Source organism: Streptomyces eurocidicus (assembly GCF_002891295.1).
In the GTDB taxonomy this organism is placed as follows: domain Bacteria; phylum Actinomycetota; class Actinomycetes; order Streptomycetales; family Streptomycetaceae; genus Streptomyces; species Streptomyces eurocidicus.
In genome coordinates this window covers 235,517-252,213 of record NZ_LGUI01000001.1, presented here as the reverse complement: position 1 = coordinate 252,213, position 16,697 = coordinate 235,517, and the positions used below count along the sequence as shown (strand labels likewise).

The window sequence follows — 16,697 nt, the reverse complement described above, 5'->3', positions numbered from 1 at the left end:
GCACCGGACCATCAGTCCCGCATCGACGCAGAAGATCCTGACACCGGGGTAATCCGTGAAAAAGCTCTCCGCACGACGACGCCATCCGCTGGCGGCGGTCGTCGTCCTACTCTTCGCGCTGGCGGTAACCGGGGGGCTGTACGCCGCGTTCGCGCCGGCGGACACGGCCAAGGCCGATGACACCGCCCAGTCCCTTGCCATCGAGGAGGGCAAAAAGCTCTATTCCGTGGGCTGCGCCAGCTGCCACGGCACCGGCGGTCAGGGCACCACCGACGGCCCGAGCCTCGTCGGCGTGGGCGCCGCGGCCGTCGACTTCCAGGTCGCCACCGGCCGTATGCCGCTGCAGCAGCAGGGCGCCCAGGCGCCGAGGAAGAAGGCGATCTACGACCAGGCGGAGATCGACCAGCTCGCCGCGTACATCGCCTCCCTCGGTGCCGGTCCGTCGGTTCCGTCGAAGGAGCAGTACAGCCCCGACGGCGCGGACATCGCCAAGGGCGGGGAGCTCTTCCGCACCAACTGCGCGCAGTGCCACAACTTCACCGGTAAGGGCGGCGCCCTCTCGAACGGCAAGTACGCCCCCACCCTTGAGGACATCGACCCCAAGCACATCTACGAGGCCATGCAGACCGGCCCGCAGAACATGCCTTCCTTCCCCGACACGACGATGTCGGAGAAGAACAAGAAGGACATCATCGCGTACCTCGACACGGTCAACAGCAGCAAGGCGGAGAGCCCCGGCGGCCTCGAACTGGGTGGGCTCGGCCCGGTCAGTGAGGGTCTGTTCGCGTGGATCTTCGGTCTCGGTGCGCTGATCGCCGCCGCCATCTGGGTCGCCTGCCGGACCGCAAAGGCCAAGAAGTCATGAGTAGCCAAGACATTCCAGAAGAGAACCTGCCGAGCACGCAGGACGAGGTGCACGGCGGAGCCGTGACCACGAAGGTCGCCGACCCGTTCGCCGACCCGGGCATGCCGCCGCACGAGCACCGCATCCAGGACATCGACGAGCGGGCCGCGAAGCGCTCCGAGCGCGCGGTCGCGTTCCTGTTCCTGCTGTCCATGCTGGCCACGGTCGGGTTCATCGCCTCGTACGTGACCCTGCCGGTCGACAAGATCATCTATGTCTTCCCGATCGGCCACATCAGCGCCCTCAACTTCTCGCTGGGGCTCACCCTCGGCGTGGCGCTGTTCTGCATCGGCGCCGGCGCGGTCCACTGGGCCCGCACGCTGATGTCGGACGTGGAGGTCGCCGACGAGCGTCACGCGATCGCGGCCGAGCCCGAGGTCAAGGCCAAGGTCATGGCCGACTTCCGGGAAGGCGCCGAGGAGTCGGCCATCGGCCGGCGCCCGCTGATCCGCCGCACCATGTTCGGCGCGCTCGCGCTGCTGCCGCTCTCCGGCGTGGTCCTGCTCCGTGACCTCGGACCGCTCCCGGGCACCAAGCTCCGGAAGACCGCCTGGTCCGAGGGCAAGATGCTGGTCAACCAGAACACCCTCCAGCCCCTGCGGCCCGAGGACATCCAGGTCGGCTCCCTCACCTTCGCCATGCCCGAGGGCATGAAGGAGGAGGACCACGATTTCCAGAAGGAGATCGCCAAGGCCGCCCTGATGATCGTCCGGCTCCAGCCGGACAACATCAAGGACAAGCGCGAGCTGGACTGGTCCGTCGACGGCATCGTCGCGTTCTCCAAGATCTGCACGCACGTCGGCTGCCCGATCAGCCTCTACGAGCAGCAGACGCACCACGTGCTGTGCCCGTGCCACCAGTCCACCTTCGACCTCTCCGACGGCGGGCGCGTGATCTTCGGCCCGGCCGGACACGCCCTTCCGCAGCTGCGGATCAAGGTCAACGACAAGGGCTACCTTGAGGCCATGGGCGACTTCGCCGAGCCCGTCGGTCCTGCCTACTGGGAGCGCGGATGAGTACTACGACGGACAACCGGCGCAAGGCGCCCGCGGGTGAGCGGGTAGCCGACTGGGCCGACGGCCGGCTGGGTATCTACACCCTGGCCAAGGCCAACATGCGCAAGATCTTCCCGGACCACTGGTCCTTCATGCTGGGCGAGGTCTGCCTCTACAGCTTCATCATCATCATCCTCACGGGTGTGTATCTGACGCTGTTCTTCCACCCGAGCATGAACGAGGTCGTCTACCACGGCCCGTACGTGCCCATGCAGGGCATGCGGATGTCGGAGGCGTTCGCCTCCACCCTGAACATCAGCTTCGACGTCCGTGGCGGTCTGCTCATCCGGCAGATCCACCACTGGGCCGCGCTGATCTTCCTCGCGGCGATGTTCGTGCACATGATGCGCGTCTTCTTCACGGGTGCCTTCCGCAAGCCGCGCGAGGTCAACTGGCTGTTCGGCTTCCTGCTGTTCGTCCTCGGCATGTTCACCGGCTTCACCGGTTACTCCCTGCCGGACGACCTGCTCTCCGGCACCGGTGTCCGCTTCATGGAGGGCGCGATCCTGTCCGTGCCGATCATCGGCACGTACATCTCGATGTTCCTCTTCGGCGGCGAGTTCCCGGGCTCGGACTTCGTGCCGCGCTTCTTCTCGATCCACGTCCTGCTGCTGCCGGGCATCATGCTCGGTCTGCTCGTGGCGCACCTCATCCTCGTCGTGTACCACAAGCACACCCAGTACCCCGGCCCCGGCCGGACCGAGAAGAACGTCGTCGGCATGCCGCTGATGCCGGTCTACATGGCCAAGGCCGGTGGCTTCTTCTTCCTGGTCTTCGGCATCATCGCGGCCATCGCGGCCATCGCCTCGATCAACCCGATCTGGGCCATCGGCCCGTACCGGCCGGACCAGGTGTCCACCGGCGCCCAGCCCGACTGGTACATGGGCTTCGCCGAGGGTCTGATCCGTGTCATGCCGGGCTGGGAGATCAACCTCTGGGGCCACACGCTCGTCCTGGGCGTGTTCATCCCGCTGGTGATCTTCCCGCTGGTCCTGGGCGCGATCGCGGTCTACCCGTTCATCGAGTCCTGGGTCACCGGTGACAAGCGCGAGCACCACCTGCTGGACCGCCCGCGCAACCACCCGACGCGCACCGCCTTCGGCGCCGCGTGGATCGCCGCGTACTTCGTGATGCTGGTCGGTGGTGGAAACGACCTGTGGGCCACCCACTTCCACCTCTCGATCAACGCCATCACCTGGTTCGTCCGGATCGGCTTCTTCGTCATCCCGGCGCTGGTCTTCATCGCCACCCGCCGGATGTGCATGGGCCTCCAGCGCCGCGACAAGGACAAGGTGCTGCACGGCCGCGAGTCGGGCATCATCAAGCGCCTGCCGCACGGTGAGTTCGTCGAGGTCCACGAGCCGCTGTCGCAGGAGGAACTGCACACCCTCACGTCGCACGAGCAGCCCAGGCCGCTCGAGCTCGGCCCCGAGGTCGACGAGAACGGTGTCAAGCGCAAGATCACCGGCTCGGAGAAGCTCCGGGTGAAGCTCTCGAAGGGCTTCTACGGCGAGGGCACGCAGATCGCCAAGCCCACCGCGGAGGAGTACCAGGAGATCACCAGCGGCCACGGCCACCACTGATCCCCGACCGGCCGGTCCGCACCGGCCACTGATCGCTGATCGCCACAGCGAGAGCCCCGTCCAGCGCGTGGACGGGGCTCTTCGCCGTTCCCGGGGCTGGATAGGCTGGAGCCGGCAGAGCCCCGGACGGCGGCGGCTCGCAGTCCGACCACCAGGAGCGTGGACCATGAACGTTGTGACCCCGGCAGGCGGCGACAGCGCGGTGGCTCCCTCCTGGCCGGGTCTCCTGGAGGCCCTGCTCGGCGGCGTGGACCTGAGCGCGGACGACACCGCCTGGGCCATGGACCGGATCATGCGCGGCGAGGCCACCGACGCCCAGATCGCCGGCTTCGCGGTCGCGCTGCGCGCCAAGGGCGAGACCGTCGCCGAGATCTCCGGCCTCGTCCGCACCATGTACGCGCACGCCAACCTCATCGAGGTGCCCGGCCCCAGCGTGGACATCGTGGGCACCGGCGGCGACGGCGCCAAGACCGTCAACATCTCCACCATGTCCTCGATCGTCGTCGCCGGCACCGGAGCCAAGGTCGTCAAGCACGGCAACCGCGCCGCGTCCTCCGCCAGCGGCGCCTCGGACGTCCTGGAGAAGCTCGGCGTCAATCTGGACCTGACGCCACGCCGCGTGGTCGAGGTGGCCGAGGAGGCGGGCATCACCTTCTGCTTCGCCGTGAAGTTCCACCCCTCGCTGCGCCATGTCGCCCCCGCGCGCCGGGAGCTGGGCATCCGGACCACCTTCAACGTGCTCGGCCCGCTGACCAACCCCGCCCGGGTGCGGGCCCAGGCCACCGGGGTCGCCGACGCGCGGATGGCCCCGATCCTGGCCGGCGTCCTCGCCGAACGCGGCTCCTCCGCGCTGGTCTTCCGCGGGGACGACGGGCTGGACGAGCTGACCACGACCGCGACCTCCCGGGTCTGGGTGGTCCGGGCCGGCGAGGTCCGCGAGGAGCCCTTCGACCCCCGGGACGTGGGCATCCCGCTGGTGCCCGTGGAGGCGCTGCGCGGCGCCGACGCCTCGTACAACGCCGATGTCGCCCGCCGGCTGCTGGACGGCGCCACCGGGCCCGTACGGGACGCGGTGCTGCTGAACGCGGCGGCCGCGCTGGTCGCCCTGGACCCGACGGACGCGCCGCTCACGGAGCAGGTCGCCCGGGGGATCGCGCGGGCCGCGGAGTCGCTGGACTCCGGGGCGGCGAAGGGCGCCCTCGACCGCTGGGTCGAGGCCAGCAACGCCTGACGCCCCGGGGCGAGGTGGGGGCGTCCGTGATACGGACGCCCCTTTTCGCGCGACGATCAGTTGTGCCATACTCCTCGCCAGGTCACGAGTGACAGCGACACGGCCCCGGCCCGCTGTCCGGCAACCCTCCTTCTGCGGCGGGGTGCCCCGGGTGATGACCGGGTCGCAGGCACAGAGGTCTGCGGCAAGCGCGGATCCCTCGCCAGGGATCCTGGTTGCCGAGGGAGTTCCTTCCGTGGTTCAGCGAATGCGTTAGGGCACTGCGAGCCCTTTTTCCAGGGCTCCGCGGGCCCCTTTTCCCGTTTTCTGACGCGCCTTCTCGCGTCGTTACGCGCCCTTCGCGCCTTTTCAGTTCCCCCGCGCTCGTCACGCGGCGGAATTCGCCTGCCTTCCCACGGGAGTTCGCCATGTCCGTACCCACCCTTGCCGCCGACCGATCGGTTTGCCCCCCTCTGCCCGTTCTCGGGCGGGACGTCCGGGTGCCGCTGGTGACCGGCGGCGAGGTGACCTACGCGGCCCTCGACTACGCGGCCAGCGCCCCCGCGCTCCAGCGGGTCTGGGACGACGTGGCGGCGTACGCGCCCTACTACGGCAGCGTCCACCGCGGCGCCGGGTACCTCTCCCAGCTGTCCACCGACCTGTTCGAGAACAGCCGCGCCGAGGTCGCCGCCTTCCTCGGCTGCCGCCCGGACGACCAGGTCGTCTTCACCCGCTCGACCACCGACTCCCTCAACCTCCTCGCGGCCGCGGTCCCGGCCGGCTGCCGGGTGTTCGTCTTCGAGACCGAGCACCACGCGGCGCTGCTGCCCTGGGAGCGGCGCGCGGACGTCACGGTCACCTACCTCGACGCGCCCCGCTCGCCCCGCGAGGCCGTCGAGACCCTGGAGCGGGCCCTCGCCGACCGGGAGCCCTACGGCCCCGCGCTGGTCTGCGTGACGGCCGCGTCGAACGTGACGGGCGAGCTGTGGCCCGTACGGGAGCTGGCGGCGGCCGCGCACGCCCACGGCGCCCGGATCGTGCTGGACGCCGCGCAGCTCGCCCCGCACCACCCCGTGGACGTCACGGAGCTGGACGCCGACTGGATCGCCTTCTCCGGGCACAAGCTGTACGCGCCGTTCGGCGCCGGGGTGCTCGCCGGCCGCCCGGACTGGCTCCAGGACGCGGCGCCCTACCTGGCGGGCGGCGGCGCGACCCGCCAGGTGACGCGGGACGCGGCCGGCGGGGTCGCCGTCGACTGGCACGCGACCGCCGCCCGGCACGAGGCGGGCTCGCCCAACGTCATCGGCGCCTACGCCATCGCCTCGGCCTGCAAGGCGCTCACCGAGGCGGGCTTCGAGGGGCTCGTGGAGCGCGAGCGGCGGCTCATCGAGACCGTCCGGGCGGGCCTCGCCGAGGTGCCGGAGGTCCGGGTGCTCTCGCTGTTCGGCGACGACGCCCCGAGGGTCGGCGTGCTCGCCTTCACCGTGGACGGCTGGAACAGCTCGCACTTCGCGGCGGCCCTCTCCGCGGAGTACGGCATCGGCGTCCGCGACGGCCTCTTCTGCGCGCACCCGCTCGTACGCCTGCTGCTCGGCGGCACCCCGGACGCCCCGGGCGAGTGCGGGGCCCCTGACGGGGGGAACCTGAACGCGATCCGGGTGAGCTTCGGGGCGGGGACGCCGGACGAGCATGTGACGCGGTTCGTGTCCGCGGTGCGGGGGCTGGTGCGGGACGGGGCGCGGTGGTCGTACCGGACGGTGGGCGGGCGGTGCGTGCCCGCGTAGCGGGTGCGGTACGTGGGTGCGGGTGTGGCGGAGGGCGGGTGGTGCGCCTGCGGCGGGCCTTTCCCCTACCCGCCCCTTCCCGAACCGGGGCTCCGCCCCGGACCCCGGTCCTCAAGCGCCGGACGGGCTGATTTTCAGCCCGTCCGGCGTTTGAGGACATTCGGGAAGGGGCGGGTAGGGGAAAAAGCCCCCGCCGGACGGCGCTACGCGTCGAGGCCGATCGCGAACGCCGCCTCCAGGTCGTGGTGCGAGTACGTGCGGAACGCGATGTGCGTCTCCGTCGAGGCCACCCCCGGGACCTTGCTGATGCGGCCGGGGATGACGTCCGCCAGATCGTCGTGCCGCGCCACCCGCACCATCGCGATCAGGTCGTGCGCGCCCGTCACGGAGTACACCTCGCTGACGCCCTCCAGCGCGGCGATCTGCTCGGCGATCTCCGGGATGCGGTCGACGTCGGTCTTGATGAGCACGATCGAAGTGATCATGGCTGGCTCCTCTCGGGGGTCGGGGGCTGCCCCCCGGGAGAGCGCGGGCCCTCGTGCGGCCCGGCTGCGTCTTTCACTCTAACCGCACGCCTGTACCGGGCCCATGCGTAGAGGAAGCCGAGCGAGAAGCCCACGACATGGGCCAGATAGGCGACTCCGGGCCGGTCGTCGGCCGTCCGGGCGGCCAGCCACTGCAGGACGAACCAGAACAGCAGGACGGCCCAGGCGGGGAAGCGCAGCGGCAGGAAGAAGAGGAACGGGAAGAGGCTGGTGACCCGGGCCCGGGGGAAGAGGTAGAGGAAGGCCCCGAGCACTCCGGAGATCGCTCCGGAGGCCCCGACGAGCGTCTGCTCGGAGTGGGCGTGCGCGGCGGCGTAGCCGAGCAGTGCCAGCACCCCGGCGGCGAGGTAGAAGAGCGCGAAGGCGACCCGGCCCATGCGCTCCTCGGCCATGGCGCCGAACACATGGAGGAAGAGCATGTTCCCCAGCAGGTGCAGCCAGTTGCCGTGCAGGAAGAGAGCGGTGAGCGGGGTGAGCAGTTCGCCCGGTGGGCCGTGCCAGAGCTCCTCCGGCACCACGCCCCAGTGGGCGAAGTAGGCGCTCTGCGCGGCCAGCTGCGCGGGCCCCGAGCTCTCGGCCCCCGGGGGCGTGGGCCAGACCGTCAGGCCGGAGGTGGGGCCGAGCACGAAGACGGCACAGCAGATGCCGATGAGGGCGTAGGTGACCACGGGCGTCGCGGACCGCGGGCGCGCTGCCTTTCGGATCATGAGCAGATCATGGCGTACCGGCAGCAAACCGCACAGAGCGCCTCGCCGGGGCGCGGATGAGGGGCCGTACTGCGGCCATCCGGGCGCCGCATGACCATCAGGACGTAGGGTTACGGGGAGCACACCCGCAGTTCGACGGCGCACCGCGGCCCGCCGGGACGCCCGAACGGCGCCCGGCCGGAGAGCAGACAGTCAGCAGACGGTCGGCGGATCGGCGAACGACGGCCGGCCGGCACGAACCGACGACAGATCGACGACAGACGAGGACGGACGGCGACACCATGGGCGTTCCCCAGCCGACGGCGGAGACCCGCTGGCGCTGCACGCTGTGCGGCAATCTGACCAGGTTCGATGTGACGCGCTCGACCAAGGCTGTGGAATACGTGCACCTCGACCTGGCCGGAGAGCCTCGGGTGGAGGAGCGTGAAGTGGTCAGTGAGACGATCGAGTCCGTGCGGTGCCGGTGGTGCAACGCGGTCGACCAGATCGAGCTGGTGGACCGGCCGGGCGCGAGCGCCTGAAGAACGGGAGCAGTGAACGGTGGTTGAGCATACAGGCGGCGCGGACGCGGCCGGTGAACCCGAGGACACCGGTGGGCCGGACGGTGTCGCCGAGGTGCTCGACCGACCCCTGCCCGAAGGCGTCAGGCGCCGGGTCATCGGGCTGGTCGCGGAGGCGTTCGGGGGCCTGACGGTCGCCGAACTGCCCGCCGCGCTGCGCCAGTACGCCCGGTTCACCGCGAGCCGCCGCGCCAAGTTCGCGGGCAACGCCATGGCCGCGGCCGTGGAGAACGACGCGGCGTTCCGGCAGCGGATCTCCGCCCGGCTGCGGGAGACGGGCTCCGAGCTGGCCGAGGCGCTGGACGCCGGTTCGCCGCCCGCCGCCGCGGACCCGGAGGACGTGGCGGCCATGGCCTATGTGCTGCGGCCCGCCGGCTGGGTCAAGCTGGTCACGGCCGCCGGCGAGGAGGCCCAGCGGGCGAGCGCCGAGCGGGCCGGCGAGGAGGCGCAGCGCGAGCTGCGGCGGCTGCGCGAGGAGCTGGCCGAGGCCCGCGCCGAGGCGCGCACGGAGAACGAGCGCGTGCGCGCGGAGCTGGACGCGGCGCGCAAGGAGACCGACGCGCTCCAGCGCAAGCTGCGCAGCGCGCAGAGCGATGTGCGGCGCGGCGAGGCCGCGCTGCGCAAGGCGGAGACCGAGCTGGAGGGCGTGCGGACGGCCGGCGCCGCCGAGAAGGCCGCGGCGCTGGGCGAGGCGCGCCGGCTCAAGGCGCGGCTGTCGGAGGCCGAGGCGGCGCTGGAGGCCAGCCGCCGGGCGACCCGCGAGGGCCGCAGTGTGGAGGACATGCGGCTGCGGCTGCTGCTGGACACGGTCCTGGACGCGGCCCAGGGGCTCCGCCGGGAGCTGGCCCTGCCGCCGGCGTCGGTGCACCCGGCCGACACGGTCGACGCGGTGGAGCCGGGCCGGATGACGCCCAAGGACATCGCGACCCGCGCGCTGTCGGAGACCGATCCGGCCCTGCTCGACCAACTGCTGGCGCTGCCCCAGGCGCATCTGGTCGTCGACGGCTACAACGTCACCAAGACCGGCTATCCGACGATGCCGCTGGACAAGCAGCGGCTGCGGCTGCTGGGCGGGCTCGCCATGCTGGCCGCGCAGACCGGCGCGGAGATGACCTGTGTCTTCGACGGCGCCGAGCTGGCCGCGCCGGTGCTGCTCGCGCCGCCGCGCGGGGTGCGGGTGCTGTTCAGCAAGCCGGGCGTCACGGCCGACGAGCTGATCCGCCAGCTGGTGCGGGCCGAGCCGCCGGGCCGCCCGGTGGTGGTGGTCTCCACCGACCGCGAGGTGGCCGACGGGGTCGCCAAGGCGGGTGCGCGGCCGGTGGCATCGGCCCTGCTGCTCAAGCGACTTGCCCGCACCTGAACCGGCGCCCCGGCCGGCACCTCGACCGGCCCCGGCCGGGTCCGAGCGGGCCGGTCCGGGGCGCTCAAGGTGCCTGAACGTCAGATTCCGCTTACCGGCTGTGTCCTGTCGGTAAAGCTTCGCCACATGAGGCGAGATTTTTCGCTTGAGGATTTGAACGGATCATATGAGGGTCACTAGTGTCGGGCCTCGAACCTTCGCGCGGTAGATCATCCATTCGGGGTGGCGGCGAGGGTCCCGCCGCGACCGTGGATCCCGCGCGCCGGGCGGCCGAGGAAGAAGGAGCCCGTCTCCGTGGCGTCCCACCGTCGTCCCAAGCAGCCGGGCCGCACCCGGGTGACCGTGCTCACCGTGACCGCCGCCGCGGCCGTCGTCCTCTCGGCCCAGTCCGCCAGCGCGGACGAGGCGAGCAAGGCGGACGTGAAGTCCAAGGTCGACAAGCTCTACGAAGAGGCGGAGCAGGCCACCGAGAAGTACAACGGGGCCAAGGAGAAGCAGGAGAAGCTCGACCGGCAGGTCGGCGACCTCCAGGACAAGGTCGCCCGCGGCCAGGAGGAGCTCAACAAGCTCCGCAACAGCCTCGGTTCGGTCGCGACCGCCCAGTACCGCGGCGGCGCCATCGACCCCTCCCTCCAGCTGCTGCTCTCCTCCGACCCGGACAGCTTCCTGGAGAAGGCGTCCACGCTGAACCAGCTCAGCGCCCGGCAGGCCGACACCCTCAAGCAGATCTCCGAGAAGCAGCGCACGCTCAAGCAGCAGCGCCAGGAGGCCACCGGCAAGCTCAAGGACCTCGGGGAGACCCGTAAGGCCCTCGGGGAGAAGAAGGAGGAGGTCCAGGGCAAGCTCGCCGAGGCCCAGAAGCTCCTCAACACCCTCACCGCCAAGGAGCGCGCCGAGATCGCCGGCGAGAACGCCAAGGACGGCGGCAAGGACGGTGCCAAGGGCGACGCCAAGAGCGGCGGCGACTCGCGCGCCGGCCGTGGCGAGAGCCGCCCGGACCTCGGCAAGGACCTGCCCACCTCGGGCCGCGCCGCCGCCGCGCTCTCCGCCGCGCAGAGCAAGATCGGCACCCCGTACGTCTGGGGCGCGACCGGCCCCGGCTCCTTCGACTGCTCGGGGCTGACCTCCTGGGCGTACGCGCAGGCCGGCGTCACCCTGCCGCGCATCTCGCAGGACCAGGCCAACGCCGGCACCCGCATCTACGACCAGAGCCAGCTCAAGCCCGGTGACCTGGTCATCTTCTACGGCGACCAGCACCACGTCGGCCTCTACGCGGGCAACGGCCAGACCCTGCACGCCCCCCGCTCGGGCACCAACGTCCGCTACGAGTCGATGGGGAACATGCCCTTCCAGTTCGGTGTCCGCATAGGCTGACCGGATACCGCCGAATGGCTGAGCCGCCGCCCGATCGGGCGAATCACGGCGACCTCCGCTGACTCCACGCCCCGCCGGTGACCTGCGTCTCCGGCGGGGCGTCAAGTTTCCGGCGCGGAACGGTCTTTGAACCCGGGGTGAGCACGCCGCTACTGTCTGGCGCGCGGTGCCTCGGCACACCGTCCGCACACCCGGGCGGCCGAAGCGACCGCACCCACCGGAAGCAGAGGAAGGGAGTGCGGCCGCCCGTGGCGTCCCACCGCCGTACCGCGCAGTCAGGTCTCACCCAGACCGTGCGGGCCACCGTCCTGTCCGCCGCCGTGGCCACCGCGGCGGCCACCCTCAGCACACCCGCGGGCGCGAGTCCCGCGGGCGACGACAGCCGCTCTCCCGGCACCGTCAAGGCACAGGTCGACAAGCTCTACGAAGAGGCGGAGCGCGCCACCGAGAAGTACAACGCGGCCGACGAGCGCACCGGCGACCTGCGGAAGAAGGTGGAGCAGGCCACCGACCGCGTCGCGCGCGGCCAGGAACAGGTCAACCGGATGCGCGCCGCCCTCGGCATGATCGCCGCCGCGCAGTACCGGAACGGCGCCGTCGCCCCCGCCCTCCAACTGCTGCTCTCCTCCGACCCCGACGGCTACCTCGAACGGGCCGCCACCCTCGACCGCGTGAGCGGCCGCCGGACCGAGGAGCTCCGGGCGCTCACGGAGGCCCAGCGCACCTTGCGCCAGGAGCGGGCGGAGGCGGTGGAGGTCCTCGGGCGGCTGGAGGAGAGCCGCCGCGCCGTCGAGCGCCACAAGCGCGAGGTCGAGAAGAAGCTCGCCACGGCCCGCCGGCTGCTCAACTCCCTGCCCCGGCCGGAGCGGGCGGCCTACGCCCGGGCCTCCCGCTCGGACGGCGCCGCCCGCACGGAGAGCCCCCTCGCCGCGCTGCCCGACCTCACCGCCGTCACCTCCTCGCGCGGCGCCGCCGCGGCCATGGCGGCCCGCTCGGCCGTCGGCTCGCCCTACGCCTGGGGCGCCACCGGGCCGAGCGCCTTCGACTGTTCCGGCCTGATGCAGTGGGCCTACGGGCGGGCCGGAGTGGGCCTGCCGCGCACCTCGCAGGCGCAGCGCTACGCCGGCCGGCACGTCTCCCTGGCGGAGGCCCAGCCCGGCGATCTGGTGATCTACCGCAGCGATGCCAGCCATGTGGCGATGTACGTGGGCAACGGCCAGGTCGTCCACGCGCCCTACCCCGGGGCCCGGGTGCGCTACGACCCGGCCAACATGATGCCCATTTCCTCCGTCACCCGGCCATGAGCGCGCCCTGAGCGTACGCCCGGGGGCGCACGGCTCGTACGATGCGGGACGTGACGGGCCGGTGGTGGTGGAGCGGACGAGGGAGCGGACCCGGGGGCGACCCCGGGGCCGTGCGCGGGGCGACCACCGGGGCGTCCCGCCGGGCATGTCGCCGGGTGGCCGCCTGGCTCGCCGCCGGGCTGTTCGCGCTCCAGTCCCTGTGCGGCTGCGGGACGCTCGTCCCGGGCTCCGGGCCGGCCGTCCCGGACGGCGACCGGAAGGCCGTGACCGCCCTGCTGGACCGGTGGTCCAGCGCGCTGCGCGACCGCGACGAGCGGGCCTTCCTCGCCGCCGTGGACCCGGCCGCCACGGGGTATCGCGCGGAGCAGCGCCGGGTGTTCGCCAACCTCGCCGCCGTGCCGCTGGCCTCCTGGGAGTACCGCCTGGTGCGGACCGGGGGCTTCGCACCGGCCCAGGGCGACGGCCGCCGCCTCGCCGCCGAGACCGAGCTCCGCTACCGGCTGGCTGGCTATGACACGGCGCCGGTCACCACCAAGGCCCGGCTGACCGTCGTGGAGCGCGCCGGCCGGTGGTACGTCACCGCCGAGGACGCGCCGAGCGGCGGCCGGCAGCTGTGGCAGCAGGGCCCGGTCACGGCGGTGCGCGGCGAGCGCAGCCTCGTCCTCGGGGTCGGCCAGAACCGGGCGCGCCTGGAGGCCCTCGCGGCCACCGCGGACCGCGCCGTGCCCGCGGTGGCGGCCGCGTGGCGGGACGGCGGTCCGGGCACGGGCGGGGGAGCGGGGCCGGGCGCGTGGCCCGGCCGGGTGGTCGTGCAGATGCCCGCCTCGGTGGAGCGGATGGCCGCGCTCCTGGATTCGCCCGTCTCCAACTACCGGGGCATCGCGGCCGTGACGACCGGCGAGGTCGGCGGCTCCGGGGAGGCCCCGGCCGACCGGATAATCGTCAACCCCGAGGCGTACGGGGCGCTCGGCTCCTTCGGCCGCCAGGTCGTCCTCACCCATGAGACCGCCCATGTCGCCACCCGCGCCCTCACCTCGGCGGCCACCCCGCTGTGGCTCTCGGAGGGCTTCGCCGACTGGACGGCCTACCGGGGCACCGACCGCACCGCCCGCCAGGCCGCGCCCGAACTGGCCCGCGCCGTGGCCGCGGACCGGGCGCCGCGCGGGCTGCCCACGGACGCCGACTTCGGCTTCGCGGGCGAGTCCGGACGGCTGGCCCGCGCGTACGAGGAGGGGTGGCTGGCCTGCCGGATGATCGCGGAGCGCTGGGGCGAGGAGAAGCTCGTGGCGTTCTACCGGGGGGTGGGCGGGCACGAGCGGCGGTCGGGATCGGTGGGGACCGAGCTGCGGCGGGTGCTGGGGGTGTCGCAGGTGGAGTTCACGGCGGAGTGGCGGGCGTATGTGGAGCGGGAGCTGGGGTGAGGGGGGCTTTCCCCTGCCCGCCCCTTCCCGAACCGGGGCTGACGCCCCGGGCCCCCTTCCGCGCTGACGCGCGGTGGCCTCAAACGCCGGCCGGGCTGGATTTCGCCCCTGTCCGAGGCCGGCTTTCCCTGGGCCAGGGTGGCTTCCTCACTCGGTTCCGGGCAACAAATCAGCCCGTCCGGCGTTTGAGGACCGGGGTCCGGGGCGGAGCCCCGGGGTCGGGCAGGGGCGGGGCCGGGGAGACCTCCGCCGGCTCCGGCTCGCGCACCGTCCCGCGCCACAGCCGCGCGCACGAGATCAGGGTCGCCACCACCAGCAGGGCGTTCCGCAGCGTCAGCGTCGCCACGCCCAGCTTGTCGCTCGCCACCACATGCGAGAACCACAGGGGGAACTCCAGCTGCGTCAGCGGCGCGGCCACCAGGACCAGCGCGATCGGCAGCCCCTGACGCGTCGTCCGCATCGTCATACACACCGCCGCCAGACCGATCAGCCAGACCACGTACTGCGGGCTGATCACCCGGCTCGTCGTGGTGAACAGGAGCACGGCCGCGAACGCCGCGTCGTACGGCGTGCAGGCCGTGAACCTGCGCGCCCGCAGCCGCCACACCAGCAGCCAGCCGAAGGCCAGCACGCTCAGGCCCAGCGCGAGCCGGCTGACCGTACGGACGTAGGGGCCGAGGAACTCCACCGAGCCGTAGTTCAGCCGCGCGTGCCCGTGCCAGCCGAAGTGCCGGCCCAGGTGGAAGACCAGCGACCCCAGGGACTCCACCTCCGTGCCCCGGTCCCGCTGGAAGGTCAGGAACGCCAGCGCCCCCGGCATCGTCACCGCGAACAGCAGCCCCAGCGCCCCCGCCGTGAGCAGCGCGGTGGTCCACGCCGACCGGGTGGTCCGGCCGCGCGGGGTTCCCACCAGCAGCAGCACCGGCCAGACCTTCAGCAGCGCGCCGAGCGCCACGAGCGCCCCCGCCGCCCTGGTCCGCCGGCCGATCGCCAGCAGCCCCGCCACGGCGACGGCCGTCACCATCACGTCATAGCGGGCGTAGACGATCGGCCCCAGCAGCGGCACCCCCACGACCCACACCCACACCCCCTTGGCGCTGCGCCCGCCGCCCCGCACCGTGTACAGCAGCAGGGCGAGGACCACCGCGTCCGCGAGGAAGCACACCACGAAGAACGCCGGGGCGTAGTCCAGGAACGGCAGCAGCCCGGGGGCGAGCACGGCGAGCGCGGCGGCCGGCGGGTACTGCCACGTCACGTCGTCGTACGGGAACGTGCCGGTGCGCAGCACCCCGTACCAGCCCTGGTAGATCACCTCGATGTCGACGGAGACGTCCGATCCCGGCAGCACCCACACCCGGAACACGCACAACAGCAGCACGACCCGGGTGACGGCCCACACCGCGACCGAGAGCCGCAAACCAGCGCCCGACATCATCCACCTCGCCCTTCACGGTCCTCACACGCCGTCCGCGCGCCGCTACTGGAAGGCATGATGCCCGCCCGGACCGCCCTGGCGCGGTGACGTGGCGGTACTCCGCCCCCGTTGCCGCCCGCACGGCCTCGGCGCGGTCGCCCCGGCGGCACCTCCCCGGCCGTGGGGCCGGGACACCCGGTACTGTCGGGACGCGATGCACAAGACCCTCGTCGTCACCAATGACTTCCCGCCCCGCCCCGGCGGCATCCAGGCGTTCCTGCACAACATGGCCCTGCGCCTGGACCCCGCCGAGGTCGTCGTCTACGCCTCCACCTGGAAGCGCGGCCGGGAGGGCGCCGAGGCCACCGCGCGCTTCGACGCCGAACAGCCCTTCCAGGTCGTCCGCGACCGGACGACCATGCTGCTGCCGACGCCCCGGGTGACGCGCCGCGCCACCGAGCTGCTGCGCGAACACGGCTGTACCTCGGTCTGGTTCGGGGCCGCCGCCCCGCTCGGGCTGATGGCCCCCGCGCTGCGCCGGGCCGGCGCCCGGAAGCTGATCGCCACGACCCACGGCCACGAGGCCGGGTGGGCCCAGCTGCCCGCCGCCCGGCAACTGCTGCGGCGCATCGGCGAGGGCACGGACACGCTCACCTACCTGGGGGAGTACACCCGGTCCCGGATCGCGGGCGCGCTGACCGACCGGGCCGCCGCCCGCATGGTCCAACTGCCGCCCGGCGTGGACGAGAAGACCTTCCACCCCGGCTCCGGCGGCGCCGGGGTCCGGGCCCGCCTGGGCCTCACCGACCGCCCGGTCGTGGTCTGCGTCTCCCGGCTCGTGCCGCGCAAGGGGCAGGACACCCTCATCCGGGCCATGCCCCGGATCCTGGCCGCGGTCCCCGACGCGGTGCTGCTGATCGTCGGCGGCGGCCCGTACGGCGACGACCTGCGGAAGCTGGCCGAGGAGACCGGGGTCGCCGACGCGGTCCGCTTCACCGGCCCGGTCCCCTGGGAGGAGCTGCCGGCCCACTACGGCGCGGGTGACGTCTTCGCGATGCCCTGCCGCACGCGCCGCGGCGGCCTGGACGTCGAGGGGCTCGGCATCGTCTATCTGGAGGCGTCCGCGACGGGCCTGCCCGTGATCGCCGGGGACTCCGGCGGCGCGCCCGACGCCGTCCTGGACGGGGAGACGGGGTACGTCGTCCGCGGCGGCTCCCCGGCGGACACGGCGGACCGCGTCGTCACCCTGCTGGGCGACCCGGAGCTGCGGCGCCGCATGGGCGAGCGGGGGCGTGCGTGGGTGGAGGAACGCTGGCGCTGGGACCTCTTGGCCGACCGCTTGCGGGAACTGCTGTAGGACGGCGGGGCCGGGCGGGCTCGCTCACAGGCAAACGCCCGGACGGGCGAAATCCAGACCGTCCGGGCGTTTGAGGACAAGCCGTGACCGGTACGGGCGACGGTCCCGCACCCCGGTCA

The 16,697-nt window shown here is 72.7% G+C and carries 14 protein-coding genes and 1 riboswitch; of the genes, 11 read left to right on the top strand and 3 right to left on the bottom strand.

The genetic code is table 11. From position 1 onward, the window contains the following. Positions 1-55: 55 nt before the first annotated feature. The 5 genes from qcrC to AF335_RS01045 all read left to right on the top strand — a co-directional run bounded on the left by qcrC (position 56) and on the right by AF335_RS01045 (position 6,536). Positions 56-865, top strand: coding sequence for a cytochrome bc1 complex diheme cytochrome c subunit (gene qcrC / locus AF335_RS01065; RefSeq protein WP_102916355.1), 810 nt, complete (start codon positions 56-58; stop codon positions 863-865). Beyond that, positions 862-1,920, top strand: coding sequence for a cytochrome bc1 complex Rieske iron-sulfur subunit (gene qcrA / locus AF335_RS01060; RefSeq protein ID WP_102916354.1), 1,059 nt, complete (start codon positions 862-864; stop codon positions 1,918-1,920). Before qcrC ends, qcrA begins: the two co-directional genes overlap by 4 nt. Beyond that, complete coding sequence (gene qcrB, locus AF335_RS01055; RefSeq protein WP_102916353.1) at positions 1,917-3,542, top strand: cytochrome bc1 complex cytochrome b subunit; 1,626 nt, start codon at positions 1,917-1,919, stop codon at positions 3,540-3,542. The genes qcrA and qcrB overlap by 4 nt, the downstream gene beginning before the upstream one ends. A gap of 166 nt (positions 3,543-3,708) precedes the next feature. Then, positions 3,709-4,773 (top strand): anthranilate phosphoribosyltransferase, encoded by a 1,065-nt coding sequence (gene trpD, locus AF335_RS01050; protein ID WP_102916352.1) that lies wholly within the window; start codon positions 3,709-3,711, stop codon positions 4,771-4,773. 80 nt (positions 4,774-4,853) lie between these two features. Continuing rightward, positions 4,854-4,970: riboswitch (SAM riboswitch) on the top strand. Positions 4,971-5,180: 210 nt separating this feature from the next. Then, positions 5,181-6,536: an aminotransferase class V-fold PLP-dependent enzyme gene (locus tag AF335_RS01045; RefSeq protein ID WP_102916351.1), complete on the top strand. Its 1,356-nt coding sequence runs from the start codon at positions 5,181-5,183 to the stop codon at positions 6,534-6,536. Positions 6,537-6,739: 203 nt separating this feature from the next. Here AF335_RS01045 and AF335_RS01040 read toward each other — a convergent pair whose 3' ends face one another. After that, the gene (locus tag AF335_RS01040) at positions 6,740-7,021 is read right to left on the bottom strand and encodes an Lrp/AsnC family transcriptional regulator (protein ID WP_102916350.1); all 282 of its coding nucleotides are present in this window, start codon (positions 7,019-7,021) and stop codon (positions 6,740-6,742) included. After that, the gene (locus AF335_RS01035) at positions 7,018-7,788 is read right to left on the bottom strand and encodes a rhomboid family intramembrane serine protease (protein WP_102916349.1); all 771 of its coding nucleotides are present in this window, start codon (positions 7,786-7,788) and stop codon (positions 7,018-7,020) included. The genes AF335_RS01040 and AF335_RS01035 overlap by 4 nt, the downstream gene beginning before the upstream one ends. Positions 7,789-8,069: 281 nt before the next feature. On the opposite strand from AF335_RS01035, the gene AF335_RS01030 reads away from it, so the two are divergent. The 5 genes from AF335_RS01030 (at position 8,070) to AF335_RS01010 (ending at position 13,807) form a co-directional block, all read left to right on the top strand. Next, the gene (locus AF335_RS01030; RefSeq protein ID WP_087928448.1) at positions 8,070-8,309 is read left to right on the top strand and encodes a hypothetical protein; all 240 of its coding nucleotides are present in this window, start codon (positions 8,070-8,072) and stop codon (positions 8,307-8,309) included. Between the two features lie 19 nt (positions 8,310-8,328). Then, positions 8,329-9,708 carry an NYN domain-containing protein gene (locus AF335_RS01025; RefSeq protein WP_102916348.1) on the top strand — a complete coding sequence of 460 codons (1,380 nt, stop codon included), beginning with the start codon at positions 8,329-8,331 and terminating at the stop codon, positions 9,706-9,708. Positions 9,709-10,002: 294 nt separating this feature from the next. After that, positions 10,003-11,082 (top strand): C40 family peptidase, encoded by a 1,080-nt coding sequence (locus AF335_RS01020; protein ID WP_102916347.1) that lies wholly within the window; start codon positions 10,003-10,005, stop codon positions 11,080-11,082. A 248-nt stretch (positions 11,083-11,330) separates the two neighbouring features. After that, positions 11,331-12,386 (top strand): C40 family peptidase, encoded by a 1,056-nt coding sequence (locus AF335_RS01015; RefSeq protein WP_102916971.1) that lies wholly within the window; start codon positions 11,331-11,333, stop codon positions 12,384-12,386. A 110-nt stretch (positions 12,387-12,496) separates the two neighbouring features. Beyond that, positions 12,497-13,807: a hypothetical protein gene (locus tag AF335_RS01010; RefSeq protein WP_376697799.1), complete on the top strand. Its 1,311-nt coding sequence runs from the start codon at positions 12,497-12,499 to the stop codon at positions 13,805-13,807. Between the two features lie 169 nt (positions 13,808-13,976). On the opposite strand, the gene AF335_RS01005 is transcribed toward AF335_RS01010, so the two are convergent. After that, positions 13,977-15,239, bottom strand: coding sequence for a glycosyltransferase 87 family protein (locus tag AF335_RS01005; RefSeq protein WP_102916970.1), 1,263 nt, complete (start codon positions 15,237-15,239; stop codon positions 13,977-13,979). A 196-nt stretch (positions 15,240-15,435) separates the two neighbouring features. Here AF335_RS01005 and AF335_RS01000 point away from each other — a divergent pair, with 196 nt between their 5' ends. Next, positions 15,436-16,578 (top strand): glycosyltransferase family 4 protein, encoded by a 1,143-nt coding sequence (locus tag AF335_RS01000; RefSeq protein WP_102916345.1) that lies wholly within the window; start codon positions 15,436-15,438, stop codon positions 16,576-16,578. The last annotated feature ends 119 nt before the right edge of the window (positions 16,579-16,697 follow it).

Excerpts from the sequence above, each read along its gene's own strand:
- qcrA (WP_102916354.1), top strand. The coding sequence starts at position 862 with ATGAGTAGCCAAGACATTCCAGAAGAGAACCTGCCGAGCACGCAGGAC.
- qcrB (WP_102916353.1), top strand. The coding sequence starts at position 1,917 with ATGAGTACTACGACGGACAACCGGCGCAAGGCGCCCGCGGGTGAGCGG.
- trpD (WP_102916352.1), top strand. The coding sequence starts at position 3,709 with ATGAACGTTGTGACCCCGGCAGGCGGCGACAGCGCGGTGGCTCCCTCC.
- AF335_RS01045 (WP_102916351.1), top strand. The coding sequence starts at position 5,181 with ATGTCCGTACCCACCCTTGCCGCCGACCGATCGGTTTGCCCCCCTCTG.
- AF335_RS01040 (WP_102916350.1), bottom strand. The coding sequence starts at position 7,021 with ATGATCACTTCGATCGTGCTCATCAAGACCGACGTCGACCGCATCCCG.
- AF335_RS01035 (WP_102916349.1), bottom strand. The coding sequence starts at position 7,788 with ATGATCCGAAAGGCAGCGCGCCCGCGGTCCGCGACGCCCGTGGTCACC.
- AF335_RS01030 (WP_087928448.1), top strand. The coding sequence starts at position 8,070 with ATGGGCGTTCCCCAGCCGACGGCGGAGACCCGCTGGCGCTGCACGCTG.
- AF335_RS01005 (WP_102916970.1), bottom strand. The coding sequence starts at position 15,239 with ATGTCGGGCGCTGGTTTGCGGCTCTCGGTCGCGGTGTGGGCCGTCACC.
- AF335_RS01000 (WP_102916345.1), top strand. The coding sequence starts at position 15,436 with ATGCACAAGACCCTCGTCGTCACCAATGACTTCCCGCCCCGCCCCGGC.